This is a genomic window from Variovorax nivicola (genome assembly GCF_051216475.1).
GTDB lineage: Bacteria > Pseudomonadota > Gammaproteobacteria > Burkholderiales > Burkholderiaceae_C > Variovorax.
Genome location: NZ_JBPJZK010000008.1, coordinates 300,911 through 325,431, shown reverse-complemented (window position 1 = coordinate 325,431; position 24,521 = coordinate 300,911). Strand labels below are relative to the sequence as shown.

The following is a 24,521-nucleotide window of genomic DNA, read 5'->3' as shown; positions in this document are numbered from 1 at the left end:
CTCCCCTCTGGCTGCGCCGAGGAGCGGAGCGTTTCGCGGATCAGGGCCGCAGCTGTTTGAGCGAAGCGAGTTCTGCGGACCCCGCGAAACGCGAGCACCGCAGGTTGCCCCGTAGCGAAGCGAAGGGGTCGCAGACAGTGGGGTCGCCTTTTCTTTGGCTACTTTCTTTTGGCGAAGCAAAAGAAAGTAGCTCGCCCGCCGGGGCGAGACCCGGCCTCAGCCCTCCGCAAGGAGAGCAGCGATGAATCTCTCATTACCTTTCGTCCGCCGCCCCATAGGTACAGTCCTGCTAACCATAGGCATAGCCCTGGCCGGCATAGCCGCGTTCTTCGTCCTCCCAGTCTCGCCACTACCCCAGGTCGACTACCCGGTAATTTCAGTACGAGCATCGATCCCAGGTGCAAGCCCTGAAACGATGGCAACCAGCGTAGCAACCCCGCTGGAGCGCCACTTAGGCACCATCGCAGGCGTCAACGAAATGACGTCCACCAGCTCGGTAGGCTCCGCCCGCGTCACCCTGCAGTTCGACCTCAGCCGCAACATCGACGGTGCCGCCAGAGAAGTGCAGGCCGCCATCAACGCAAGCCGCGTCGACCTGCCCGCCACACTGAGAAGCAACCCGACCTACCGCAAGGCAAACCCTGCCGCCTCGCCAGTCATCATCCTGGCCCTCACGTCCAAGACCAAGACCCCGGGCCAGATCTACGACGCCGTCTCGAACATCGTCAGCCAGCGCCTGTCCCAGGTAGACGGCGTGGGCGATGTCGAAATCGGCGGCGGCTCGCTCCCAGCCGTGCGCATCGAGCTGCTGCCGTTCGCACTCAGCCGCTATGGCATCAGCACAGAAGACGTGCGCGCCGCCATCCAGGCCTCGAACGCCAACCGCCCCAAGGGCACGGTCCAGGGCGAGGGCCGCAAGCTGCAGATCTACACGCAGACGCCGGCCCTGCGCGCCAGCGACTACGCGCCGATGGTCATCGCCTGGCGCAATGGCGCGGCCGTGCGGCTGCAGGACGTGGCCGAGGTGGTCGATGGCGTGGAAGACACGCGAACGCTGGGCCTGTTCAACGGCGAGCCCGCGATCATCGTGCTGATCACGCGGCAGCCCGCGGCCAACATCATCGAGACCGTCGACAGCGTGCGCGCGCTGCTGCCCGAGCTGCAGGCGCAGCTGCCGCCAGACGTCACGCTGCAGGTGGCGTCGGACAGCACCAACTCCATCCGCGGCTCGCTTCGCGAGGTCGAGCTCACGCTGGTCATCTCCGTCATCCTGGTGGTGCTGGTGGTCAGCCTGTTCCTGCGCAGCGTGCGCGCGACCATCGTGCCTGCGGTGGCCACGGTGGCGGCGCTGCTGGGAACCTTCGGGGTCATGTACCTGCTGGGCTTCAGCCTCAACAACCTGAGCCTGATGGCGCTCACGGTGGCCACCGGCTTCGTGGTGGACGACGCCATCGTCGTGCTCGAGAACACCAGCCGGCACATCGAGTCGGGCATGACGCGCATGAAGGCGGCGTTGCTGGGCGCGAAGGAAGTTGGCTTCACCGTGCTGTCGATCAGCGTGTCGCTGGTGGCGGTGTTCATTCCGCTGCTTTTCATGGGCGGACAGGTCGGCCGGCTGTTCCGCGAGTTCGCGATAACGCTGTCGGCGGCGGTGATGATCTCGCTCGTCATCTCGCTGACCACCACGCCCATGATGTGCGCGTGGCTGCTCAAGCCCGGTGGCGAGCATGACAAGAGCAAGCCGCAGGGGCGCTTCGGCCGCATGGCTGCAAGCAGCTACGACTGGGTGCTCAAGCGCTACGAGACCAGCCTCGACTGGGCGCTCGACAGCAAGGCGCTGGTCATGCTGATTCTGGTGGCGGTGGTCGGGCTCAATGTGTATCTCTTCAGCGCCGCGCCCAAGGGCTTCTTCCCGCAGCAGGACAGCGGGCAGCTCAACGGCGGCCTGCGCGCCGACCAGAGCATTTCGTCGCAGGCGCTGGCCGCCAAGCTGCGGCAGGTGGTCGACATCATCCGCAAGGACGAGGCGGTCGATACAGTGGTCGGCTTCACCGGCGCAGGCCGGGCAGGGGGCGGCTTCATGTTCGTCAACCTGAAGCCGGCCAACCAGCGCAAGGACAGCGGCCTGGCGGTGATCGCGCGGCTGCGGCCTCAGCTCAATGAAGTGACCGGCCTGCGCGTGTTCCTGGGCACGGTGCAGGACGTGCGCTCGGGCGGCCGCGCCAGCAATTCCACCTACCAGTACACGCTCAAGAGCGACAACCTCGCCGACCTGCGCACCTGGGCCCTGAAGCTGTCCGACGAGCTGAAGATGCAGCCGGTGCTGACCGACATCGACACGGACCAGGATGAGAACGGCGTGGAGACGGTGGCCAAGGTCGACCCCGACAGCGCGCGCCGGCTGGGCCTTACTTCAACGGCCATCGATAACGCGCTCTACAACGCCTTCGGGCAGCGGCAGGTGGCGACCATCTACACCGAGCTGAACCAGTACCACGTGGTGATGGAGTGGGCGCCGCGCTACTCGCGCAGTCCCAACGCCTTGAGCGACGTGTACGTGCCGGCCACCAAAACGACGGTGGTGGCGGGCCAGACCGTGACCACGCAGGTGGCGGCGAGCACCACGACGACGAGTTCAAGTTCGTCGTCGTCCTCGAGCACGGCCAGCACCACCACCGTGCCGGTGTCGGCCAACGCGGGCCTGCGCAGCGCGTCGACCGGCAACGTGCTGAGCAACACGGCCACCGCGCTCGTGCCGCTGTCGGCGGTCGCGAAGTTCGAGGAGCAGTCGGTGGCCACCTCGGTGAGCCACGAGGACGGCGAACTGGCCACGACCATCTCGTTCAACCTCGCTGAGGGCGCCAACCTTGGCGATGCGCGCGAGGCCATCGCCAAGGCCGAGGCCAACATCGCCATGCCCACCAACGTGCGCGGCTCGTTCGCTGGCACGGCGCTGAGCGCGCAGCAGTCGCAGGGGCAGCAGGCCATATTGATTCTGGCCGCGTTGATCGTGATCTACATCGTGCTGGGCATCCTGTACGAGAGCCTGGTGCACCCGATCACCGTGCTGTCGACGCTGCCGTCGGCCGGCGTGGGCGCGGTGCTGGCGCTGCTGATGTTCCGCATGGAGTTCTCGATCATTGCGCTGATCGGCGTGTTTTTGCTGATCGGCATCGTGAAGAAGAACGCCATCTTGATCATCGACTTCGCGCTGGAGGCCGAGCGCTCGCGCGGGCTCACGCCGCTGGAGGCGGTGCGCGAGGCCTGCCTGCTGCGCTTCCGCCCGATCCTGATGACCACGCTGGCGGCCGCACTGGGCGCGCTGCCGCTGGCCATCGGCTTCGGGGAGGGGGCCGAGCTGCGCCGGCCGCTGGGCGTGGCCATCATCGGCGGGCTGATCGCCAGCCAGCTGCTGACCCTGCTGACGACGCCGGTCGTCTACCTGCTGCTTGACAAATTGCGCCGCCGCGGCAAGAACGAACACGAACTGAGCCGGGTCGCGCCAGCTTGAGAACAACACCGCCATGAACGCACTGCTTTCCTTTTCCTCCTTCCGCGCGAGCCGCTTTCCGCTCTCGGCGCTCGCGCTGGCCGCTGTCCTCACTGGTTGTGCCGTCGGCCCGCGCTACGAACAGCCGACAGTCGCCGCCTCCGTCAACTGGAAAGAGCAGAAGGCCGCCGAAGGCTGGCTGCCCGCCGCGCCGGCCGATGCGCTCGACCGTGGCGAATGGTGGAAGCTGTTCGGCGACGCCACGCTCGACGAACTGGCCGGCCGCGTGCAGGTGTCGAACCAGAACATCGCCGCGGCGGTGGCCAATTATTCGCAGGCCCAGGCGCTGGTGCGGGGCGAGCGGGCGGCGCTGTTCCCGTCGGTGTCGCTCGACGGCAGCGGCAAGCGCTCCGGCACGGTGGGCGGAAGCAGCACGTCGAGCCCGTCGAATACCTTCTCGGCCACGCTCGGCGCGAGCTGGACGCCGGACGTGTGGGGCCGGCTGCGCGAAGCAGTAAGCAGTGCGCAGGCCAATGCACAGGCGAGCGAGGCCGATCTGGCCGCCGCGCGCCTGTCGGCCATCGGCGACCTGGCCACCAACTACTTCTCGCTGCGCGAGTCCGACGCCGAGATCGTGCTGCTCGACGAAACCATCCAGGGCTACCAGCGCGCCTTCGAGATCACGAGCAACCGCTACCAGGCCGGCATCGCCGCGCAGACCGACGTGCTGCAGGCGCAGACGCAGCTCGTCAACGCCAAGGCCGAGCGCGTGGGCTTGCAGCGCACGCGTGCCACCTACGAACACGCGATTGCCGCGCTGCTGGGCGTGGCACCGGCCGACTTCAGCCTGCCGGCCGCGCAATGGACACCCGTGGTGCCCGGCGTGCCGCTCGGCGTGCCCTCGACGCTGCTGCAGCGCCGGCCCGACATCGCGGCCGCCGAGCGCACGGTGGCGGCCGCCAATTCGCAGATCGGCATTGCGCGCGCGGCCTACTTCCCGAACATCGGCCTCACGGCTTCGGTCGGCAGCAGCGCCAGCCGCGTGAAGGATCTGTTCGGCTCCGCCAATACGCTGTGGGGGCTCGGGCTGTCGGTGGCGCAGGTGGTGTTCGACGCGGGCGCTATCGCGGCCAACGTCGATTCGGCCAAGGCCTCCTACGAGTCGAGCGTGGCGCGCTATCGGCAGACGGTGCTCACGGCTTTCCAGGCCGTGGAAGACCAGCTCACCGCGAGCGCGACGCTCGCCGAGCAGGAGGGCTTCCGCCGCGAGGCCTCGGCCGCGGCCGACAAGACCGAGCAGCAGTTGCTGAACCGCTACCGTGCCGCGCAGGTGAGCTACACCGATGTGGTCACTGCACAAGCCGCCGCGTTGAGCGCGCGGCGTACGCTGGTGCAACTGCAGGTCAGCCGCCAGACCACGGCCATCGCGCTGATTCAGGCGATGGGTGGAGGCTGGCAGGCTGGCTGGATGGGCGACAACAACAACGCCAAAGCAGACGCGGCAGCACCGCAACCCGCCGCTTCCCGCACGCAGTAAGCGGCTGATCGATATGGAGGATGGGCACGGAGCCCATCCTCCGGCCCGGCGCTCAGGTCAATGCGCCGGACGGTCGATGCTGTGGCCCAGATAGTCCTTGTCGGTCACCAGCACCCAGAGCGCCAGCACGAGGATCACCGCGGCGACGAGCACCGCATTGACCATCGCCGTCTCGGTGCCACGGAAGCCGACCACCCAGGGCGATATCGCGAGCCAGGCCGCCAGCGCGACCTCGGTCCATTCTTCCCACTGTCGGGGCACGAAGGTCGCACCGAGCGCCACCGCCCCGAGCACGATGCCGGTCGCCACCATCGTCCACATGGCGGGCGTCATGTCCGAAAAGCCCAGGACCCAGGGCGAGACGATCAGCCAGGCGCCGGCGACGGCGTTGACGGGGTCTTGCCAATGCTTCACTTGCTTCATGGTCATTACCTCCTGTCGCGACAAGGCGCCGCGACAAGCGGTTGGACCCGCGCTGACGAGGGAGGGTTCCTGGCCGTGCCGTACTAGAGTGGCAACTCCAATGTTTCCCACTTGCGCAGCATGGTCACCTGCCGGCGGAGGTAGTCGGTCGGTATGGTCTGGGAGCCCCAGACAGGAACCCGTCCTGCGCACTCTCCCAGCAGCCAGAACTGCCGCACCGCCATGAAGCGTGCGATGGCGGCGAGGTCGGCGTCAGCGACAGGCCGGGCCTCGCGATAGGCGGATATGAAGTTCCGCCACTGCCCCGCTGCCTTGTCGCTCAGTGCGCCGTCGGGCGTACGCGGATGCAGGCTCCACGGATAGACCGCCAGTTCATAGGCCAGGTAGCCGGGGCCTGCCTCGTCGAAGTCGAAGAACACCGCCTCGCGCTGGTCCTGCGCACCGCGCACGATGAAGTTGTTGCTGCCGTGCGCATCGCCATGGCACAGCACGCGGCTGAGATCGCCCAATGCCAGGATGTCGGCATGCAGACGCTGGCCCAGCTTCTCGAATTGGGGGCGCAGTTCGGCAGTCATGGTCGGAGCGCGCAGCAGGCCTTGCAGGGGGCGCAGCAGCAGGTAGTCCAGGTCCAGGCGATAGCTGCTGGCCGGCCCTTGGTAGCTTTCGCCCGCGACGTGCAAGGCGGCCAGCCCGTGCGCAAAGGCTTCGATGTCATCGGCCGAGTCGCCAGTGAACTCCCCGTCCAGATACTCGAACAGCATCAGCGCCCGGGAGCCCTCGGGCAGCGACACGTGGATGGCGACTTCACCGTCCGCGGTGGGCAGGCAACGGGATACGGGGCATCCGGCCTGCGCCCAATGCTGCAGCGCGGCCGATTCGAACAGCACATTGGGGCCGCCCCGGGGCCGCTCGGCACAGAGCCGCGCCACGGCACGTCGCCCGCTGGCAAAGCCCAGCCGATAGACTTGATTGAAGCTGCGCCGCAGGAACTCGCTCTCGACCACCTCGCCCAGGCCGTAGTGCGCCTGAACGAGCATCGCAATGCTTGCCGCCGTCGGCGTGGATTGCGCGATTTCCAGATTCATCTGGCGTCCCTAGGGAAAAAGGGCGCGATTATGCAGGTCGGCGGCAAACGGGCCTAAAGCTGTACTCCCAGGAGATCGTCGATGCGCAACATTGCCAGGTACTGGATCGCGGGCTTTCTCTTCCTGATTGCGCTGGTTTCGCCAGCTCAGGCGCAGACCACGCAGAAGGTGGTGGACATTCCCACCCGGCCCGGGGTAACGCAGCGGATGCTCGTGCTGTCACCGCCGGCGCCAAAGGCTGCCGTGATCCTGCTCGCGGGCGGGCATGGCGGGCTGCAGATATTTCCCAATGGTTCGTTCAACTGGGGCGCCGGGAATTTTCTCGTTCGCACGCGGCAGCTGTTTGCGGACCAGGGACTCATGGTCGCCGTCATCGATGCCCCATCCGATCGGCAGAGTCCACCGTACCTCAGCGGTTTTCGCCAGAAGCCGGAGCATGCGGCCGACATCAAGGCGGTCATTGCATGGATGCGCGAGCAATCCAAGGCGCCTGTGTGGCTCGTGGGCACCAGCCGGGGTACGCAGTCCGCGGCATACGTCGCGACCGAGCTTTCCGGCCCTGAAGGACCGGACGGCATCGTCCTGAGTTCGACCATCCTCACCGACGACAGGGGACGACCCGTTCCGGCAATGCCGCTGGAAAAGATCCGGGTGCCCGTTCTCGTCGTCCATCACGAGCAGGATGGCTGCCCGCTCTGCGCGTTTGCCAACGTGCCCACCCTCATGGGGAAGCTCGAAAACTCGCCGAGGAAGGCGCTACTGAGCTTCAAGGGCGGGGAGAACAGGGGCGACCCGTGCGAGGCCATGGCGTACCACGGCTTCAACGGGCTCGATCGCGAAGTTGTCCCGCAGATCGCCGACTGGATCCTTGCCCGATAGGCGGGCTGTCCGAAAAGGCTACCGGGGCGGGTTAATGCGTACAGCGGAAGAGAAGTTTACAAAAGTTAATAAATTTGAAGTAATCATCGAAAAAGTCCCGGAATAAAATTTTTACGGAAATCGGGGATATGAAGCTTTTGTACGCGGCCGTACCATCCGCGCGACCCGCTTCCGGCCGCCCCCAGTTCCCGACTTTCGATGACCCCCCAAGACCCCTCTCGGACACGAGCGTTGTCCGTGGCCGACACGCTGCGCAATCGCATCTTCGATGGTGTGATTGCCCCTGGCTCCCACTTGATGGAGATTTCGCTCGCCAACGAGCTTGGCGTGTCGCGCACCCCTGTGCGCGGCGCCATGGCGCGGCTGGCCGACGAGGGGTTGCTGTTGTATTTGCCCAACAAGGGCTTCCAGGTACGCCGCTTCAACGCCAAGGACGTGTTCGACGCCTTCAGCGTGCGCGCCACGCTGGAGGGCATGTGCTGCCGCCTGATCAGTGAGCGCGGCCTCGAAAGCGGGGCCCTGGCGCAACTGACGGCCATGCTCGACGAGCAATACGAAGTGCTGCACGGCAGAGGCGAATGGACCGACGCCCGGGCCGAGCACTGGCAGGACCTGAACCAGGCCTTTCACGGCAAGCTGCTGGCACTGGCGGACAACCGCTGGCTGACCGAGGCGGTGCAGCGGGCCAGCCAGCTGCCGATCATCTTCGACAGCAAGCTGCGCCCGCACAACCGCGACGCGTCGATGCAGCTGTACCGCCACGAGCAGGCCCTGCAGGCGCTGGAAGAGCACTGCCGCATCGTCGAAGCGCTGGGCCGGCAGGAAGCCTCCTGCGCCGAAACCGCCATGCGCGACCACATCATCGCCAACCGCGACCTGCTGGTGCTTTACCTGAGCCAGCAGGCGGCCGGCCGCACCCGGGCGCTGACCTGAGCTCCCGGCCCTAGCTGCCGCGCGCCGCCGGCGGCGTGAGGTAGGCCCCCGATTCGAACAGCTGCGCCTCGGCCTGGTCGATGCGCCGGATCACCGGCTTGCCCGCGCGGCTGGCCAGCAGCTCGACCAGCGCTTCGGTCACTGCCACCCCGGCCGCGACCGACGGGAAGAACGAGGGGCTGTTGATCGTGAAAAGCAGCGTCTCGTCCGCCAGCAGCGACAGCGGCGAGGTCACGCTGTCGGTAATGGCGACGATGCGGCAACCCGCCGCCTTGGCCGCCTGCGCCACCTGCAGCGCCTCGCGCGAGTAGGGCGCGAAGCTCGCCACCACCAGCGCGTCGCCCTTGGCGAAGGCGCGCTGCTGCATTTCCAGCGAGCCGCCCTGGCCGTCGACCAGATGCACGCTGGCCCGGAAGAGCCGGTACACGTAGACGAATGAAAAGGCTATGGGAAAGCACGCCCTGAACCCCGCGGCGTGCACGGCCGGCGCCTTCTCGATCAGCGCGCAGGCCTTTTGCAGCGCCTGCTCGCTCTGCTGGTGCGTAGCTTCGAGGTTGCGGCGCTGCACCTCGAACATTTCGCCGGTCAGCGTCTGGTCTTTCGCGCGGCCGACGAGCTGCTTGGCGCGCCCGCCATAGGTTTCGGCGGAGCCCAGGCCCATGTCGGCGGCGAAGGCCTCCTTGAGCTGCGGCCAGCCTTCGAAGCCCAGATGCTGCGCGAAACGCACGAGGGTGGCGGGCGTGCTCTGCGAGCGCGTGCCGACGTTGCGCATCGAGCCCGTGACCACCTCGTTCGGATGGTCGAGCACATAGCGCGCCACCTGCTGCAGGGCGGGGCTCAGTTCGTTGAAACGCTGACGGATCTGCTCTCGGGCGCCCATGGCGGTGTCTCTCTTCGGCTGTCGTTGGAACAAATGTACCGGAGGGGTCGAATGGCGGTAGTTGACGGAACAAATGTTCCAAACAATAATCCGCCGGAAACGTTAGTTCCAACCCGAGAGTCCAGTTGCCAGCCGCCATGACGCACGTCTTCCACCGCCACCTTCGCCAGACCCCACCCGTTGCCGCCGGCTCCCACGGCATGTTCATCCGCGACGCCGAAGGCCGCGAATACCTCGACGCCTCGGGTGGCGCGGCGGTGTCGTCGCTCGGCCATGCGCACCCCGAGGTGCTGGCCGCCATGCACGCGCAGATCGACAAGCTCGCCTATGCGCACACCAGCTTCTTCACGAGCGAAGTGGCCGAGCAACTGGCCGACGAAATGATCGGCTCCGCCCCCGAGGGCATGAGCCACGTCTACCTGGTGAGCGGTGGCTCGGAGGCGGTGGAGTCGGCGCTGAAGATGGCGCGGCAGTACTTCGTCGAAATCGGCCAGCCGCAGCGCACGCACTTCATCGCGCGCCGCCAGAGTTACCACGGCAACACGCTGGGCGCGCTGGCCGTGGGCGGCAACGCCTGGCGGCGCGAGCCCTTCGCGCCCATCCTCGTGCCGGCAACGCACGTCTCACCCTGCTATCCGTACCGCGAGCAGCGCGCCGACGAAAGCGCCGAGCAGTACGGCCTGCGTCTGGCGGCCGAGCTCGAGGCAGCCATCCTCGCGCAGGGCGCCGATCGCGTGATCGCCTTCGTGGCCGAGACCATCGGCGGCGCCACGGCCGGCGTGCTCACGCCGGTGCCGGGCTACTTCAAGGCGGTGCGCGCGGTGTGCGACAAATACGGCGTGCTGCTGATCCTCGACGAGGTGATGTGCGGCATGGGCCGCACCGGCTCGCTTCACGCCTGCGAGCAGGAGGGTGTGGTGCCCGACCTCATGACCGTCGCCAAGGGCCTGGGCGGCGGCTACCAGCCCATCGGCGCGGTGCTGGCGCAGCGCCGCATCGTCGAAGCCATGTCCAGCGGCAGCGGCTTCTTCCAGCACGGCCACACCTACCTTGGTCACCCGATGGCCTGCGCTGCCGCGCTCGCGGTGCAGCGGGTGATCCGGCGCGACGGGCTGGTCGCCAAGGTGCGCGAAGACGGCGATGCCTTCGGCGCGATGCTTGCCGAGGCGCTGGGCGCGCACCCGCACGTGGGCGACATTCGCGGCCGCGGCTTCTTCTGGGGCATCGAGCTGGTGGCAGACCGCGCGAGCAAGACGCCCTTCGATCCGGCGCTGAAGCTCAACGCCACCGTCAAGAAGGACGCCATGGCGCGCGGCCTGCTGTGCTACCCCTTTGGCGGCACGGTCGACGGCCGCCAGGGCGACCACGTGCTGCTGGCACCGCCCTTCATCGCCACGCGGCAAGACCTGCAGGAGATCGCCGCGCGGCTCGCGGCCTCCATCGACGCGGTCACGCGCGCCGCCGCTGCGCGCTGAGCACCACTTTCCCGTTCGTTTTTTCTTCAACCATCGTTCCGAGGAGCGTTCCATGCCCAAGCTTCGTCTGCCGTTTCCCTTTGGTGCCGCGCTCGCGGTGATCTTTGCGGCCTTCATGCCGCTCACGGCCGCGCAGGCCCAGGAAAGCGACACGCTCGCGAAGATAAAGGCCAGCGGTGCCATCACCTTCGGCTACCGGGAGTCGTCCTTCGGCTTCTCGTACCTCGACGGCAACCTCAAGCCCGTGGGCTACAGCATTGAGATCTGCAACCGCATCGTCGAGGCGGTGAAGAGCGAGCTGAAGATGCCGGTCGTTGAGATCAAGTACCAGGCCGTCACCTCGGCCAACCGCATCCCGCTGGTGCAGAACGGCACGGTCGACATCGAGTGCGGCTCCACCACCAACCTGGTCGAGCGGCAGAAGCAGGTGGCGTTCTCGCCGGACATCTTCCGCTACAACGTGCGCATGTTGGTGAAGGCCGATTCGGGCATCAAGAGCATTGCCGACCTGCAGGGCAAGACGGTGGCCACCACCAGCGGCACCACCTCGTTCCGCCTGCTGCGCGAGGCCGACCGCGGCCGCAGCCTCGAAGTGAACAACCTCGCGGGCAAAGACCACAGCGACTCTTTCCTGCTGGTGGAAAGCGGCCGCGCCCAGGCCTTCGTGCTCGACGACATCCTGCTGGCCGGGCAGATCGCGAATGCGCGCAGCCCGAAGGACTTCATCATCACCGGCGAGAGCCTGCGCACCGAGAACCAGTCGCTGATGTTCCGCAAGGACGACCCGGCCTTCAAGGCGCTGGTCGATCGCGTGGTGTCGGGCATGATGAAGTCGGGCGAGATGGAAAAGCTCTATGCCAAGTGGTTCATGTCGCCGATTCCGCCGAAGGGCATCAACATCAACTACCCGCTGAATGCCGAGACGAAGGATGCGTTCGCCAATCCTTCTTCGAAGGGCATCTGAGCTTCTGAAGAGCCTCTGAATTCATGACCCGCATCGCCCTGATCCACGCGCTCTCGCACTCCGTCTCGCCCATCAACGAAGCCTTCGTGCGCGACTGGCCAGAGGCCGTGCGCATGAACCTGCTCGACGACAGCCTCTCGGCCGACCTGGCGCGCAACGGCAAGGGGCTCGACGCCGCCATGCACGAACGCTTTCAGCGCCTGGCGCAGTACGCGGTCGATACGGGTGCGCAGGGCATTCTCTTCACCTGCTCGGCCTTCGGGCCGTGTATCGAGGCGGTGGCGCGGCGGCATGCGGGCATTCCGGTGCTCAAGCCCAACGAGGCCATGATCGACGAGGCGGCGCAAGGGCAGGGGCAGGGACGGCTGGGGCTGATCGCGACCTTCGCGCCCACGCTGGCTTCGATGCCGCCCGAGTTTCCGCAAGACACGGCACTCGAACTCGCGCTGGCCGAGGGTGCGCTAGACGCACTGAATGCCGGCGATGTGCAGCGCCACGATGCCTTGATCGCCGCGCAGGCCGCGGCTCTGCGCGAGCGCGGCTGCACGCGCATCGCGCTTGCGCAGTTCAGCATGGCCCGAGCGCGCGCTGCCTGCGAGGCCGCCGGCGGACTGCCGGTGCTGACCACGGTCGACAGTGCGGTGCGCGCGCTGCGCCGGCGCACCAGTCCCGGTTCAGTAGCGTGAGCGCGAGCCTTCGATGACCGTGAACAGCGCCGTGATCGCGATCTGGGCCGTGTCGCTGCGCCCCAGGTTGCGGGTGAGGCCGGTTTCGCGATCGGTTGCTTCCAGCCCCTGCGACAGGCGCCGGTAGATGTCCGCCGAAGGCATGCTCGCCGAGGTGCCCAGCGCGTCGCAGTAGGTGTCGGTGAGAACGCCCGCGAGCTGTTCGCTCTGCGCGTTCGACAGCTTCATTGGGTCCCCCGCGAACATGGCGGCAATGCAGTGCATCAGGTAGGCCTGTGTTTCGAGCGAGAACGACTGTTGCCGCACGTAGCATTCCACGGCCGCCCAGAAGAGCGGCTCCGAAGTGCGGCGCCAGCCCTCCAGCACCTTGCGCGCCTTGGCCACCAGGTCGGCGTGCGTGTCGCCGGGCTCGGTGGGGCGCAGCGCCAGGCCCTGCAGGGTGAGTGCGGCTTCGGAGCCGGACGCGCCGAGGATGAAGCTCCAGAACTTCCAGCGGGCGTACCACTTCTTGTCGTGCGCCGGGTCGAGCGGCTCGAGCAGCCAGAAGTCGATGCTCTGCGCGGCATCGCCGTGCTGTTCGGCTACATGGCCGTCGCCGAGGTCGAGTGCCTGCATGCCCGACTGCATGCGGTCGGCCGCGATGTGGCCCTGCGCGACGATGCCAGCGCTCGAACCCGAGCGGTCGATGTCGAGCAGCCGCTGCATCAGCTGCTGCAGTTCGTGGGCCGACGCGCCGGTGGCCTCGGTAACGCGCCGTATCGAGGCGCACTGCTCGCGCTCGAGGTCCTGTGCATTCTTGCGGCGGTCCTCGCCGTGGTCGTCGACGGTCGAGGTATGTTCTTCGTGCCCGTTGCCGGGCATTGGCGTTCGCATTTGGCACAAGCTCCTTCGGACATCACACATGCCCGGCAATGCACTACTTTGTGTTAACACGCCGCATCTGAACATCACCGGAACTGGGGAGTTTGAATTTCCCCTGACCGACCCATCGCGATAATGGCCGCTCTTAAAAGGAGTACGCGTGGATATTGTTTTGCTGGCCAAGGCCGCCGTCATGGGCATCGTCGAGGGGCTGACCGAATTCCTTCCGATCTCATCGACCGGCCATCTGATTCTTGCGGGCTCGCTGCTCGGCGGCTTCGGCGACAACCGGGGCAAGGTTTTCGAGATCGCCATCCAGACCGGCGCGATCTTCGCGGTGATCCTGGTCTATTGGCAGAAGATCAAATCGACCGTTGTCGCGCTGCCGCGGCAACCGAAGGCACAGCGCCTGGCGCTGAACATCTTCATCGGCTTTCTTCCCGCAGTGGTGCTGGGCCTGCTGTTCGGCAAGGTCATCAAGGAGCACCTGTTCATTCCGACCGTGGTTGCGAGCACCTTCATCATCGGCGGCTTCATCATTTTGTGGGCCGAGAAGCGGCCGCCGGGCTCGGTGCGCGTCGAGCACGTGGACGACCTGACGCCGTGGGATGCGCTCAAGGTCGGTCTGGTGCAATGCTTCGCGATGATCCCGGGCACCAGCCGCAGCGGCTCGACCATCATCGGCGGCATGCTGCTGGGCCTCTCGCGCCAGGCGGCGACCGATTTCTCGTTCTTCCTTGCCATTCCGACGCTGATCGGCGCGGGGCTCTACAGCATCTACAAGGAGCGCGCGGCGCTGTCGATGGCCGACATCCCGCTGTTCGCCGTGGGGCTGGTGTTCTCGTTCATCAGCGCCTGGCTGTGCGTGCGCTGGCTGCTGAAGTTCATCAGCACCCACAACTTCATTCCGTTCGCCTGGTACCGCATTGCCTTCGGCATCCTGGTGCTGGCCACGGCGTGGACCGGCACGGTGGTCTGGGCAGACTGATTCAGCCCTGAAACTTCAGCCCGCGGCGCCCAGCAGGGCGCTCGCGGCCCGGGCCTCCTGCCGCACGGCCGTGGCAATGGGCCCGTCGATGGCCGGATCGAAGCCGCCCGTGGCGCCCAGCGCGGTGATCACGGCGCATACCCGGCCCGCATAGTCGTACACCGGCGCCGCCACGGCGCTGATGCCGCGCAGGTAGGTGTCCTTGACGCTGGCGCAATGCGCCAGCCGCACCTCGCGGCGGAGCTGGCCGATCGGGTCTTTCGCATCGAGCAGCGAACGCATCTCTGGCGTGGCCTCGCCCAGCTCCTGCTCGGCCAGCGCCAGCACGCGCGATTCGTCGAGCAGCCCGAGAAAGGCGCGTCCGGTGGCCGACCACAGCATCGACATCACCGAGCCTGCGCGCACGTTCACCGTCACCGGCAGGCCCGGTTCCTCGAAACGCACGATGGTCGGACCCTTGTTGCCCATGACCGCGACGAAACACGTCACCTCCAGCGACTCGCGCAGGCGGATCAGGCAGGGCTCGGCCGCGCGGATCGGGTCGGCCTGCCGCATCGCGGCCAGGCCGATCTGGATGGCTTCGGTGCCCAGGTAGTAGTGCTGCGAGGCGGCGTCCTGCAGCACGAGGCCCGCTTCCATCAGGCTGGCGAGGTAGCGGTGCACTTTTGCAGGACTCTCGGCGACGTGCGCCGACAACGCCGTGAGGCTGCTGCGGCCGCCCAGGTGCGCCAGCCCCTTCAGCACGGCCATGCCGGTTTCGGCGGACTGCACGCGCTGGCGGCGCTCGCGGGCGGGGGAGGAAGGGCTGGGTTCCGGGGATGAGGTCATGACGCCTTCATGTTAGGTGCTCGGCCTGCGTGGCCGGGTAAACCCGTGATTTTGTGATTACGCTATGCGTATGATAATTACGCAATACACAATATCCAATTCGGAGACACCCCATGAAGAAGTGCATTGCCGTGATCCTTTCGCTGGTAGCTGCTGCCAGTGCAAGCGCCCAGACCTTTCCCGCCAAGCCGATCCGCTGGATCGTTCCGTATGCGGCCGGCGGCGGTTCCGACTTTCTCGCGCGCACGGTCGCCCAGACGCTCTCCACCCAGGTCGCGCAGCCGGTGCTGGTCGACAACAAGCCCGGCGGCAACACCGCGCTGGCCGCCGCCGAAACCGCACGCTCGCCGGCCGACGGCTACACCGTCCTCTCGGCCGACAACGGCACGCTGGTCTTCAACCCCGCGCTCTACAAGTCGCTGAGCTACAGCCCCACCAAAGACCTCGCCCCCGTCACGCTGATGGGCAAGTTCCCGATGATCCTGGTGGTCGGAGCCAACTCGGGCTTCAGCTCGGCCAAGGACTTCATCGCACAGGCCAGGGCCAAGCCCGGCGGCATCAACTACGCATCGGCCGGCGCGGGCAGCCCGCACCACCTCGCGATGGAGCTGCTGAAGGTGGAGGCCAAGCTCTTCATGGTCCACGTGCCGTACCGCGGCGCGGCGCCGGCACTGGCCGACGTGGTCGGCGGACAGCTGCCGGCGATGATGGTCGACCTGGCCGCGGGCTCCGGCTTCATCAAGGGCGGCAAGGTGCGCGCGCTGGCCGTGGCCAACCCCACCCGCCTGCCGCAGTTGCCCGACGTGCCCACCTTCGCCGAGCTCGGCTACAAGAATGTCGAGGCGGCCGCACTGGTCGGCGTGGTGGTGCCTTCGGCCACGCCCAGTGAGGTGGTGAACACGCTCAACCGCCAGATCGTCGCGGCCATCAACGAGCCCTCAGTGCGCACGCGCATGGTCGACTTCGGCGTGGAGCCCGCGGGCAACACGCCAGCCCAATACACCGAGCTGCTGAAGAACGAAACCGTGCGTTGGCACAAGCTGATCCGCGATTTGAAGATCACCCTCGACTGAGTCTGCCGCCATGCCTGACACCGCCATGCCACCTCGCGCTTCCGGCTGCCCCGTCGCGCACGGGCCGCTGTCTTCCGAGCGCACGCCCACGGGCTGTCCCGTGAGCCAGCGCGCCGCCGGCTTCGACCCTTTCGAGGACGGCTACCAGCAGGACCCGCCCGAGTACGTGCGCTGGGCGCGCGAGCAGGAGCCCATCTTCTACAGCCCGAAGCTGGGCTACTGGGTGCTCACGCGCTATGCGGACATCAAGGCGGTGTTCCGCGACAACATCACCTTCAGCCCATCGAATGCGCTGGAAAAGATCACCCCGACCGGCGAGGAAGCCAATGCGGTGCTCGCCTCGTACGGCTTCGCGCTGAACCGCACGCTGGTCAACGAAGACGAGCCTGCCCACATGCCGCGTCGCCGCGCGCTGATGGACCCGTTCACGCCCGAGGCGCTGAAGCACCATGAGCCGATGGTGCGCGAGCTGGCCCGCACGTATGTCGACCGCTTCATCGACGACGGCAAGGCCGACCTCGTCGACCAGATGCTGTGGGAAATTCCGCTCACCGTGGCGCTGCATTTCCTTGGCGTGCCCGAGGAAGACATGGACACGCTGCGCAAATATTCCATCGCGCACACCGTTAACACCTGGGGTCGCCCTAAGCCCGAAGAGCAGGTGGCCGTGGCGCATGCGGTCGGCAACTTCTGGCAGTACGCCGGCAAGGTGCTCGAGAAGATGCGGCAAGACCCCGACGCTCCCGGCTGGATGCAGTACGGCATCCGCAAGCAGATGCTGCACCCCGAGGTGGTGACCGACTCGTACCTGCACTCGATGATGATGGCCGGCATCGTGGCCGCGCACGAGACCACCGCCAACGCCACCGCCAACGCGATGAAGTTGCTGCTGCAGCACCCTCACGTGTGGCGCGAGTTGTGCGAAGACCCGGGGCTCATTCCCAACGCGGTGGAAGAGTGCCTGCGCCACAACGGCTCGGTGGCTGCATGGCGCCGCCTTGTCACCAAAGACACGCAGATCGACGGCGTCGACCTGCCCGCGGGCTCGCGCCTGCTGATCGTCACCTCGTCGGCCAACCACGACGAAGGGCACTTCGCCGACGCCGACCTGTTCGACATCCGCCGCGACAACGCCAGCGACCATCTCACCTTCGGCTATGGCTCGCACCAGTGCATGGGCAAGAACCTGGCGCGCATGGAGATGCAGATCTTCCTGGAGGAGTTCACGCGCCGGCTGCCGCACATGCGCTTTGCGGAGCAGCGCTTTACCTACGTGCCGAACACTTCGTTCCGCGGGCCCGAGCACCTGTGGGTGGAATGGGAGCCGGCTGCCAATCCTGAGCGCGCGAACAAGGGCCTGCGCGACGTGCAGGTGCCGGTGCCGGTCCGTATTGGCGAGCCCTCGGCGCATTCGATCGCGCGGCCCGTGGTGGTCGAGCGCGTGACGCCGGTGGCCGATGGCATCGTCAAGCTGCGCCTCGTGTCGCCCGACGGCAAGGCGCTGCCGCGCTGGGCGCCGGGCTCGCACATCGACGTTGAATGCGGCACGCCCGAGCTGTCGCGCCAGTACTCGCTGTGCGGAGACCCCGACGAGGCGGGCGTGCTGGAGATCGCCGTGCTGCACGAGCCCGAAGGGCGGGGCGGCTCGGCGTGGGTGCATGCGAACGTGAAAGCGGGCGACCGGCTGCGCATTCGCGGTCCGCGCAATCACTTCCGGCTCGACGAGTCGCTGAAGAAGGCGATCTTCATTGCCGGCGGTATCGGCATCACGCCGGTCAGCGCGATGGCGCGGCGCGCGAAGGCGCTGGCCATGGACTACGAACTGCACTACAGCGGCCGCAGCCGCGCGAGCATGGCCTTCGTCGACGAACTGGCCGCGCTGCATGGCGAACGCCTGCACGTGCACGCCGCTGACGAAGGGCGCCGCAACGACTTGCAGGCCCTGCTCGCTCAGCCCGTGTCCGGCGCACAGGTCTATGCCTGCGGCCCGCTGCACATGCTCGAAGCGCTGGAAAGCTGCTGCGCCGCGTGGCCTGAAGGCGCGCTGCGCGTGGAGCATTTCGAATCGACGCTGGCCACGCTCGATCCGTCGAAGGAACACGCCTTCGAGGTCGAGCTGAAAGACTCCGGCCTCGTCCTCACCGTGCCGCCCGACCAGACTTTGCTGACCGCGCTGCGCGCCGCGAATGTCGATGTGCAGAGCGATTGCGAAGAGGGCCTGTGCGGCTCGTGCGAGGTGCGCGTGTTGTCCGGCAAGGTCGATCACCGCGACGTGGTGCTGACGCGTTCGGAGCGCGATGCCAACACGAAGATGATGGCTTGCTGCTCGCGCGCCTGCGAAGGGCGCCTGGTGCTCGAGCTCTAGTCAGCTCGCAAGCGGCATCCGCAGCGCCACCTGCGTTTCGCCGGGGCGCGACTGCAGCTGCAGCTCGGCACCGAGGCGGCGCGCCCGCGTGCGCAGGCTGCGCAACCCTGCGCCGCCGGCTTCGCCCGTGCCTTCGACCGCAAAGCCGCGGCCGTCGTCGCGCACGCTGAGCCGGAGCTCGGCGCCCGCGCGCGCCACGGTCACGTCCACGCGCCGGCTCGCGCTGTGCTTGAGCACGTTGGTCAGCGCCTCCTGCAAAAAGCGCATCAGGTCGAGGCTCTGCGAGGGCGGCAGTTCGAGCGTGTCGATGCCGGACACCTGCCAGCGGCAGTCGATGCCGTTGGCGTCGAGCAGCTGCGCGCTGCGGTGGCGCAGCGGCGCGAGCAGTTCGCCCAGCGCGCGGGCGCCGTCGTCGCGGCCGGTGGCGTCGATGATCAGCCGCAGGTCGTCGCGCAGGCGCTTGAGCATGGCGAGCAGCTCGGGCGCGCTGAGGTTCTCGGGCGTGCGCTCCAGCGTGGCGATGCTGCCCACCAGCATGCCGCCGAGCCCGTCGTGCAGGTCGCTCACCAGGTTCACGCGTTCGCCGATGCGCGCATGCGTCAGCTCCAGTGCATGCTGCTGCGCGAGCGTGCCGGCCAACTCGGCCTTGGCTGCGTTCACTTCCTCGATCAGCTCGGTGTTGAAGTTCTCGATGCGCTTGAGGCTCTTCACGAACTGCGCGGCCAGGGTCAGGGCCATGCCCAGCAGCAGGATGTACGAGGACATCGTCGTGTAGTAAGTGTTGCTGTCGATCACCTGCGTGAACACCAGCAGGTCGTGCGCGTCCGTCAGCGCCGACACCGCCATGAACGGCGCGAGCGAGCGCATCGGGCTGTTGCGATGGCGCAGGGCGTGAACGATCGAGGTGCCGTTCACCGCGATGACGGTGAGGCCGCCCACCAGCGTCCAGATGGCGCGGTGCGCGATCAGGTCCGCGCCGGGCGCCAGCCACAGGTCGAGCACGCCGACCACTGCAACCAGCAGCGCCGCGCCTTCCAGCCGAGGCATGCGCCGTCCGCAGAAGCGCAGCGCGAAGATGACGTAGGACACGCCGAAGACCAGCAGCGTCGAGATGTTCAGCGCCTGCCAGCTGTGGTTGCTGGCAAAGGGCCAGGGGCTGGTCGCGATCTGGTTGTAGCCGAACAGCAGCCACAGCATGGACATCAGCGCGAACCAGCCGTAGGCCGTCTCGCGCCGGCGCAGCAGCCACAGGGCTGCGAAGAAGGCCGAGGCCGCCGCGCTCACCGCGAGGCCCAGCACCTGCAGGTCGCGGCGCACGAGGCGTTCTTGCTCGAACTCTGCCTGCATCGCGGCCGGCGTGCCCAGGCTCACCGGCCCCAGCCCCGCCTGGTAGGCGAACAGGCCCGACACACGCACCAGCAGCGTGTTGGTGCCGGGCTTGAGCAACGGCGGGGCCAGCAGCCAGTAGCGCGGCGTGTTCCAGGCGCGTGTGAGCGGTTCGACCAGGCTGTCGTCGCGCGAAATCGGCGTGCCATTGAGCGACACCTCGCCGGCCATGTTGAGGTAGTGCAACAGCAGGCCCGCTTCACGGACCTGCTCGGGCTGGTTCCAGGTGAGGCGGTACCAGACCACGCCGTCGAAGCCGGGCCAGCGCGTGGCCCAGCTGTCGGGCAGGGTGACGGGCGTCCAGCCTTCGGTGGGCGGGGCCGTGTCGTTCCAGCCGGTGCCGCGCACGGCTTCGACGTGGAGGGCAGGCGCGGCGTTTGCCTGGGCGAAAGCCGGGCAGGCCGCAAGGAGCAGGAGGAATACGCCCGTCAGCGCAGCAAGCCATGCCGTCGCGCCTGAAAGACGGCTTCGGTGCGCGAATTGACGGCCAGCTTGCGGTAGATGTTCTTGGTGTGGCATTCCACGGTCAGTCTGGAGATCGACAGCGACTCTGCCATGTCGCGATTGCTCAGGCCTTGCGACACGAGCTCGAGGATCTTGCGCTCGCGGCGCGTCAGCGGGGCCCGTCCATCGGCGGCGGGTGCGGCGTCGGGGGCGTGCACCTGCGCGTCGGCCGTCGGCTGGTGCGTCGCGAGCCACGCGAGGATGTGGCGCGCGATGCTCGGGTCGATGGGCGCGCCGCCCTGTTCGATGCTGCGCAGCGCGATGCCGAGTTCGACGTCGTCGCGCTCCTTCAGCAGGTAGCCGATGGCGCCCGCGCGCAGCGCCGCGAAGATGATCTCCTCGGTGCGCCAGGCCGAGATCACCACCGCCGGAATGCCCGGGTGGTGCACCTGCAGCCAGCCGATGAGCTCCACGCCGCTGCCGTCGGGCAGGCCGATGTCCACCAGCACCACGCCGTAGCCATGCTCGCCGACCAGTTGCTGCGCTCCGGCAACGCTGTCGGTCACCGCGATGTGTTCTGCGTCGCAGCCGAGGGTGGAGAGCACGTAGCGCAGGCGTGCCTGCATGGCGGGGTCGTCCTCGACGATGAGGGTGGGGCTCAGCGAGACGGGCTCGGCGTCTTCGATTGGGAGAGGGGACATTCGGCGGATTCTTCGGCCAACGGCGGAGCGATGGGTAGGAGTATTTGCTTATTTTCCGGGGTTGCTGCCAAGTATGTCCGCGGCGGGCCGGCACATGATCGCGTACGTCGAGTTCGTGACTGGCTCCAGGTGCTCTGCCGCGCTGCGGAAACCCAGCCTCTCGTAGAACGCCACGCTGCGGGGCGTGAAGGTTTCCAGGAAGCACGGCACGCCCGCCGCGTCGGCCTCGGCCAGCGTCGGCGCCAGCAGTTGCGCGCCCAGCCCGCGCCCTTGTGCGGCGGGCGAGATGCCGAGGATCGACAGGTACCAGGCCCCCACCGGCACCACGGCCGGCGAACGTGCGGCCATGAATTCGACGATGCGGTGGTAGTTGCGGTAGCCACGCGGGCCAAGCGTGCCCGCGAGGAATTCGTTCTTTGCCGCTGACTCGGCCGCGTCGATGGCATCCGTGCGCGGCAGCAGCCAGGCGGCCGCGCCGAGCTTGCCGTCTTCTGGCGTCGTCAGGTAGCGCCCGGTTCGCGCGGCCTCGCCCAGCGAATAGGCGAAGTACTTGGCGAGCACCGCCTTGCGGGCCGGCATGTCGTGCTCGAAGTCGACGGAGATCGCGAGATAGAACGGATCGACGATGAGTGCGTCGGCCAGTGCGGGCGTTGACGGAAATTCAGGTGGCATGCGGGTCGGCAGGGTGCGGATGACCCGCGCGATTCTTTCAGACCTGCGGAATCCGCGCCGGAATCACGCCCGGGTCGTACCAGGTGACCGGCCGGATCTCGAACACGCCGGTCTCGAAGGCCAGCCGGTGCGCGGCATGCGTGGCTTCCTCGACGGTCTCGCACTCCACGATGTACATGCCCATCAGTTGTTCCTTGGTCTCGGCAAAGGGGCCGTCGGTGACCAGCGGATGCATGTCGCCCGCTCGGCGCACCGTGGCGGCCACGTTGGGCATCAGCCGCAGCACCGTGCCGAGCCGGCCCTGCGCCTGCAGGTCGTCGCGCAGGTCGGCATGGCGGTCGAGCATTTCCTCTTCGACGCCGGGCTCCCAGGTAGCCACTGCGGATTCAGAACCGTAGATGAGGATGGAATAGAGCATGGTCTTCCTTTTCTTGCGGTGGTTCGTGGCGAGGGACGTGGCGAGAGAGGGGCTTCGGCGCGCGAGTATGCGTCGCGCTGACACGCTCGGCAAAATCGGACGCTCAGTCTTTGAAAAGAATGGAGCACCTTGGATGACGCTGGCAATGAGCTGGAACGAATGGGCCGATCACGACGGCATCGGGTTGGCGGAACGGGTCCACAAGGGCGAGGTGACGGCGGCGGAGCTGGCGACACAGGCGGCGGCCGGCATCGCGAAGCTCAACCCGCAGCTCGATGCGGTGGTCGAGGTGTTCGACGACGTGGTGGCCGATCCGCTGAAGGACGGCATGAACCCCGATGGCGTGTTCGCGGGCCTGCCCTACCTGATGAAGGATCTGGGGCCGACGCTGAAGGGCCGGCTGCAGGAGTTCGGCTCGATGCTGATGCAGGGCCATCGCCCGGCGGCCGACAGCTTTCTCACGCAGCAACTGCGCAAGGCGGGCCTCAACATCGTGGGCCGCAGCACGACGCCGGAGTTCGGCGTGTGCAGCTCGGCGGAGAACGCGTTCTGCACCACGCGCAACCCCTGGGACCTTGAATACACCACCTGCGGCTCGTCGGCCGGCACGGCCGCGGTTGTCGCTGCCGGCGTGCTGCCGCTGTCGCACGCCACCGACGGCGGCGGCTCCATCCGCATTCCGGCGGGCGTGAACGGCAACATCGGATTGAAGGTGTCGCGCGGCGTGTTCTCGCTGGCGCCGGGCCTGTCGGACCTCTCGGGGCTGGTGTCGATCCAGGGCTGCCACAGCCGTACGGTGCGCGACACGGCGGCCTTCGTCGACCACTGCCGCGGCGGCGCGCCGGGCGAATTCATGCCCTTCTGGTCGCCGGCCGAGCCATACAGCGAATTGATCCGGCGCGACCCGGGCTGCCTGCGCATCGCGCTGTCGCATGAGTGGGGCGACTTCCGCGCGACGCCGCATTTCGTGGCTGAGCTGGAGCGTGTCGGCAAGTTCCTGGAAGGGCTGGGCCATCACGTGGAATGGGTGCTGCCCGAGGTCGATTTCAGGGCTGCTTTCGCCGCGCAGACCACCTGCTACATCAGCAACTTCGCGCAGGTCATCGACGGCCACCTGCACCGGCTGGGGCTGGAGCGCCCCCCGGCCGAGCTGCTGGAGCCGATCAACATCAAGATCTGGGAAGCCGGGCTGCACACCTCGTACACCGAGCGCTCGAAGATGCAGGCGGTGTTCAACAGCACCTCGCGCGCCTTCGGCGACTTCTTCCAGCGCTGGGACATCATCCTGACGCCGATCACCGCGCTGCCCACGCCCAGGGTCGGCACCAGCGAGTACCTGACGACCAGCACGAACCCATCCGTCTACGACTGGTTCGCCAACCTCTGGCAGAACTTCGCGTACACGCCGCTGGCCAACCTGTGCGGCATGCCGGGCATCTCGCTGCCGATGGCGACGCAGGAAAACGGCATGCCGCTGGGCATTCAGGCACAGGCGGCGCAGGCGAACGACGGGCTGCTGCTGCAGCTGGCCGCGCAGATCGAGCGGGCGCTCGGGGGCAAGTGGAATGCGGGCCGGCGGCCGGGAGTGCACGTCACGCAGGGGTGACGGCGCGGTCGCTCAGAGCAGGTTGCGCAGCGCGGCTTCGATGGCCGCGGCTGTTGCCAGCGGCTTTTCCATCGGGAACAGGTGCGTGCCGTCCATCATGGCGATGCGGCCCTTGGTGACCTGCTCGGTCATCGTCATGCCCACCCGCTTCATCTCGGCCGACTGGCGCCCGCCGATGAAGGCCGCCTTGCACTTGAGCGGATGCGCGCGCAGCAGTGCGCCGAGGTTGTGGGGCAGGGTGTTGTAGATGGCGGTCTCGACATCGCGGTCGAAGCTCAGCGCACGGCCGTCTTCGCCGCCCTTGTCCGCATCGAAGGTGCCGTGGTCGATGTAGTCGTGCAGCACCTGCTCGTCCCACTTCGCGAACGCCTTCTTGCTGCGGAAATGCTCGAACACCGCCTCGCGATGCTCCCAGCTGTTCTTGCGTTTGCGGCTGATGGCGCCGGGCGAAATGCTCTTCATGAGCGGCGTGCGCTTGACCACGTTGAGCGTGTTCGCGCGCCAGCCGCCGAGGATGGGCGAATCGATCAGCACCACGCCGCGCGCCAGCTCCGGGTGCAGGGCCGCGCACATCAGGCTCAGGAATCCGCCAAGCGAATGGCCGATCAGGAACACGGGGGCGCCCGCGCGGTCGGCGCGCAGCTTGGCGAAGTCGGCCAGCTGCTGCACCAGGTGCGGCCAGTTGTCGGTGACGGGGTACTTCGGGTCGTGCCCGAATTTCTCGATGGCATCGACCTCGAAGCCGCGGTTGCGCAGGCTGTCGAGGACGACGCGGTAGGTGCTCGCGGGGAAGCTGTTGCCGTGCGAGAAGACGACCGGGGGCACGG

21 protein-coding genes are annotated in these 24,521 nt (G+C 67.3%); 11 read left to right on the top strand and 10 right to left on the bottom strand.

Annotated elements, in window-relative coordinates; genetic code table 11:
• The first annotated feature begins 241 nt into the window (after positions 1 to 241).
• Together ACSFBF_RS28380 and ACSFBF_RS28375 are read left to right on the top strand one after the other, a co-directional pair.
• The gene (locus tag ACSFBF_RS28380; RefSeq protein ID WP_435472810.1) at positions 242 to 3,511 is read left to right on the top strand and encodes an efflux RND transporter permease subunit; all 3,270 of its coding nucleotides are present in this window, start codon (positions 242 to 244) and stop codon (positions 3,509 to 3,511) included.
• A 13-nt stretch (positions 3,512 to 3,524) separates the two neighbouring features.
• A complete protein-coding gene (locus tag ACSFBF_RS28375; protein WP_435472808.1) occupies positions 3,525 to 5,027 on the top strand; it encodes an efflux transporter outer membrane subunit in 1,503 nt (500 codons plus the stop codon).
• Positions 5,028 to 5,084: 57 nt separating this feature from the next.
• Here ACSFBF_RS28375 and ACSFBF_RS28370 read toward each other — a convergent pair whose 3' ends face one another.
• Both ACSFBF_RS28370 and ACSFBF_RS28365 read right to left on the bottom strand, forming a co-directional pair.
• A complete protein-coding gene (locus ACSFBF_RS28370; RefSeq protein ID WP_435472806.1) occupies positions 5,085 to 5,450 on the bottom strand; it encodes an SPW repeat protein in 366 nt (121 codons plus the stop codon).
• A gap of 83 nt (positions 5,451 to 5,533) precedes the next feature.
• Positions 5,534 to 6,535: a phosphotransferase enzyme family protein gene (locus ACSFBF_RS28365; RefSeq protein WP_435472804.1), complete on the bottom strand. Its 1,002-nt coding sequence runs from the start codon at positions 6,533 to 6,535 to the stop codon at positions 5,534 to 5,536.
• An 81-nt stretch (positions 6,536 to 6,616) separates the two neighbouring features.
• Between ACSFBF_RS28365 and ACSFBF_RS28360 the strand changes: the two genes are divergently transcribed.
• Positions 6,617 to 7,414 (top strand): alpha/beta hydrolase, encoded by a 798-nt coding sequence (locus ACSFBF_RS28360; protein WP_435472802.1) that lies wholly within the window; start codon positions 6,617 to 6,619, stop codon positions 7,412 to 7,414.
• 198 nt (positions 7,415 to 7,612) lie between these two features.
• Positions 7,613 to 8,347, top strand: coding sequence for a GntR family transcriptional regulator (locus ACSFBF_RS28355; protein WP_435472800.1), 735 nt, complete (start codon positions 7,613 to 7,615; stop codon positions 8,345 to 8,347).
• Positions 8,348 to 8,357: 10 nt separating this feature from the next.
• On the opposite strand, the gene ACSFBF_RS28350 is transcribed toward ACSFBF_RS28355, so the two are convergent.
• The gene (locus tag ACSFBF_RS28350; RefSeq protein WP_435472798.1) at positions 8,358 to 9,227 is read right to left on the bottom strand and encodes a MurR/RpiR family transcriptional regulator; all 870 of its coding nucleotides are present in this window, start codon (positions 9,225 to 9,227) and stop codon (positions 8,358 to 8,360) included.
• A 137-nt stretch (positions 9,228 to 9,364) separates the two neighbouring features.
• Between ACSFBF_RS28350 and ACSFBF_RS28345 the strand changes: the two genes are divergently transcribed.
• Genes ACSFBF_RS28345 through ACSFBF_RS28335 form a run of 3 tightly spaced genes read left to right on the top strand, consistent with a single transcriptional unit; the run spans position 9,365 to position 12,352 of the window.
• A complete protein-coding gene (locus tag ACSFBF_RS28345) occupies positions 9,365 to 10,702 on the top strand; it encodes an aspartate aminotransferase family protein (RefSeq protein WP_435472796.1) in 1,338 nt (445 codons plus the stop codon).
• A gap of 52 nt (positions 10,703 to 10,754) precedes the next feature.
• Positions 10,755 to 11,666, top strand: a complete 912-nt coding sequence (locus ACSFBF_RS28340; RefSeq protein WP_435472794.1) for a transporter substrate-binding domain-containing protein — start codon at positions 10,755 to 10,757, stop codon at positions 11,664 to 11,666.
• Between the two features lie 23 nt (positions 11,667 to 11,689).
• On the top strand, positions 11,690 to 12,352 hold the full coding sequence (locus ACSFBF_RS28335; protein ID WP_435472792.1) for an aspartate/glutamate racemase family protein: 663 nt from the start codon (positions 11,690 to 11,692) through the stop codon (positions 12,350 to 12,352).
• On the opposite strand, the gene ACSFBF_RS28330 is transcribed toward ACSFBF_RS28335, so the two are convergent.
• Positions 12,341 to 13,225: a hypothetical protein gene (locus tag ACSFBF_RS28330; RefSeq protein WP_435472790.1), complete on the bottom strand. Its 885-nt coding sequence runs from the start codon at positions 13,223 to 13,225 to the stop codon at positions 12,341 to 12,343. The genes ACSFBF_RS28335 and ACSFBF_RS28330 overlap by 12 nt on opposite strands.
• A 148-nt stretch (positions 13,226 to 13,373) precedes the next feature.
• On the opposite strand from ACSFBF_RS28330, the gene ACSFBF_RS28325 reads away from it, so the two are divergent.
• Positions 13,374 to 14,201, top strand: a complete 828-nt coding sequence (locus ACSFBF_RS28325) for an undecaprenyl-diphosphate phosphatase (protein ID WP_093059047.1) — start codon at positions 13,374 to 13,376, stop codon at positions 14,199 to 14,201.
• A gap of 15 nt (positions 14,202 to 14,216) precedes the next feature.
• Here the strand turns inward: ACSFBF_RS28325 and ACSFBF_RS28320 are convergent, their stop codons facing one another.
• Complete coding sequence (locus ACSFBF_RS28320; RefSeq protein ID WP_435472788.1) at positions 14,217 to 15,029, bottom strand: IclR family transcriptional regulator; 813 nt, start codon at positions 15,027 to 15,029, stop codon at positions 14,217 to 14,219.
• Between the two features lie 113 nt (positions 15,030 to 15,142).
• On the opposite strand from ACSFBF_RS28320, the gene ACSFBF_RS28315 reads away from it, so the two are divergent.
• Positions 15,143 to 16,102 (top strand): Bug family tripartite tricarboxylate transporter substrate binding protein, encoded by a 960-nt coding sequence (locus tag ACSFBF_RS28315; protein ID WP_435472786.1) that lies wholly within the window; start codon positions 15,143 to 15,145, stop codon positions 16,100 to 16,102.
• 10 nt (positions 16,103 to 16,112) lie between these two features.
• A complete protein-coding gene (locus ACSFBF_RS28310; protein WP_435472784.1) occupies positions 16,113 to 18,467 on the top strand; it encodes a cytochrome P450/oxidoreductase in 2,355 nt (784 codons plus the stop codon).
• On the opposite strand, the gene ACSFBF_RS28305 is transcribed toward ACSFBF_RS28310, so the two are convergent.
• The 4 genes from ACSFBF_RS28305 to ACSFBF_RS28290 form a co-directional block, all read right to left on the bottom strand.
• Positions 18,468 to 20,201: a sensor histidine kinase gene (locus tag ACSFBF_RS28305; RefSeq protein ID WP_435472782.1), complete on the bottom strand. Its 1,734-nt coding sequence runs from the start codon at positions 20,199 to 20,201 to the stop codon at positions 18,468 to 18,470.
• 80 nt (positions 20,202 to 20,281) lie between these two features.
• Complete coding sequence (locus ACSFBF_RS28300) at positions 20,282 to 20,998, bottom strand: response regulator transcription factor (protein WP_435472780.1); 717 nt, start codon at positions 20,996 to 20,998, stop codon at positions 20,282 to 20,284.
• 48 nt (positions 20,999 to 21,046) lie between these two features.
• A complete protein-coding gene (locus tag ACSFBF_RS28295; protein WP_435472778.1) occupies positions 21,047 to 21,670 on the bottom strand; it encodes a GNAT family N-acetyltransferase in 624 nt (207 codons plus the stop codon).
• A 37-nt stretch (positions 21,671 to 21,707) separates the two neighbouring features.
• Positions 21,708 to 22,088: a YciI family protein gene (locus tag ACSFBF_RS28290; RefSeq protein ID WP_435472776.1), complete on the bottom strand. Its 381-nt coding sequence runs from the start codon at positions 22,086 to 22,088 to the stop codon at positions 21,708 to 21,710.
• A gap of 133 nt (positions 22,089 to 22,221) precedes the next feature.
• Here ACSFBF_RS28290 and ACSFBF_RS28285 point away from each other — a divergent pair, with 133 nt between their 5' ends.
• Entirely contained in the window at positions 22,222 to 23,694 is a 1,473-nt protein-coding gene (locus ACSFBF_RS28285; RefSeq protein WP_435472774.1) for an amidase, read from the top strand.
• Between the two features lie 12 nt (positions 23,695 to 23,706).
• On the opposite strand, the gene ACSFBF_RS28280 is transcribed toward ACSFBF_RS28285, so the two are convergent.
• Entirely contained in the window at positions 23,707 to 24,519 is an 813-nt protein-coding gene (locus ACSFBF_RS28280) for an alpha/beta hydrolase (RefSeq protein ID WP_435472772.1), read from the bottom strand.
• Positions 24,520 to 24,521 lie beyond the last annotated feature (2 nt).

Bases quoted from the DNA above. Each gene is read 5' to 3' on its own strand.
- ACSFBF_RS28320 (WP_435472788.1), bottom strand. From the start codon at position 15,029: ATGACCTCATCCCCGGAACCCAGCCCTTCCTCCCCCGCCCGCGAGCGC.
- ACSFBF_RS28315 (WP_435472786.1), top strand. From the start codon at position 15,143: ATGAAGAAGTGCATTGCCGTGATCCTTTCGCTGGTAGCTGCTGCCAGT.
- ACSFBF_RS28300 (WP_435472780.1), bottom strand. From the start codon at position 20,998: ATGTCCCCTCTCCCAATCGAAGACGCCGAGCCCGTCTCGCTGAGCCCC.
- ACSFBF_RS28295 (WP_435472778.1), bottom strand. From the start codon at position 21,670: ATGCCACCTGAATTTCCGTCAACGCCCGCACTGGCCGACGCACTCATC.
- ACSFBF_RS28355 (WP_435472800.1), top strand. From the start codon at position 7,613: ATGACCCCCCAAGACCCCTCTCGGACACGAGCGTTGTCCGTGGCCGAC.
- ACSFBF_RS28340 (WP_435472794.1), top strand. From the start codon at position 10,755: ATGCCCAAGCTTCGTCTGCCGTTTCCCTTTGGTGCCGCGCTCGCGGTG.
- ACSFBF_RS28375 (WP_435472808.1), top strand. From the start codon at position 3,525: ATGAACGCACTGCTTTCCTTTTCCTCCTTCCGCGCGAGCCGCTTTCCG.
- ACSFBF_RS28310 (WP_435472784.1), top strand. From the start codon at position 16,113: ATGCCTGACACCGCCATGCCACCTCGCGCTTCCGGCTGCCCCGTCGCG.
- ACSFBF_RS28380 (WP_435472810.1), top strand. From the start codon at position 242: ATGAATCTCTCATTACCTTTCGTCCGCCGCCCCATAGGTACAGTCCTG.
- ACSFBF_RS28335 (WP_435472792.1), top strand. From the start codon at position 11,690: ATGACCCGCATCGCCCTGATCCACGCGCTCTCGCACTCCGTCTCGCCC.
- ACSFBF_RS28365 (WP_435472804.1), bottom strand. From the start codon at position 6,535: ATGAATCTGGAAATCGCGCAATCCACGCCGACGGCGGCAAGCATTGCG.
- ACSFBF_RS28370 (WP_435472806.1), bottom strand. From the start codon at position 5,450: ATGAAGCAAGTGAAGCATTGGCAAGACCCCGTCAACGCCGTCGCCGGC.
- ACSFBF_RS28285 (WP_435472774.1), top strand. From the start codon at position 22,222: ATGACGCTGGCAATGAGCTGGAACGAATGGGCCGATCACGACGGCATC.
- ACSFBF_RS28360 (WP_435472802.1), top strand. From the start codon at position 6,617: ATGCGCAACATTGCCAGGTACTGGATCGCGGGCTTTCTCTTCCTGATT.
- ACSFBF_RS28330 (WP_435472790.1), bottom strand. From the start codon at position 13,225: ATGCGAACGCCAATGCCCGGCAACGGGCACGAAGAACATACCTCGACC.
- ACSFBF_RS28350 (WP_435472798.1), bottom strand. From the start codon at position 9,227: ATGGGCGCCCGAGAGCAGATCCGTCAGCGTTTCAACGAACTGAGCCCC.
- ACSFBF_RS28345 (WP_435472796.1), top strand. From the start codon at position 9,365: ATGACGCACGTCTTCCACCGCCACCTTCGCCAGACCCCACCCGTTGCC.
- ACSFBF_RS28290 (WP_435472776.1), bottom strand. From the start codon at position 22,088: ATGCTCTATTCCATCCTCATCTACGGTTCTGAATCCGCAGTGGCTACC.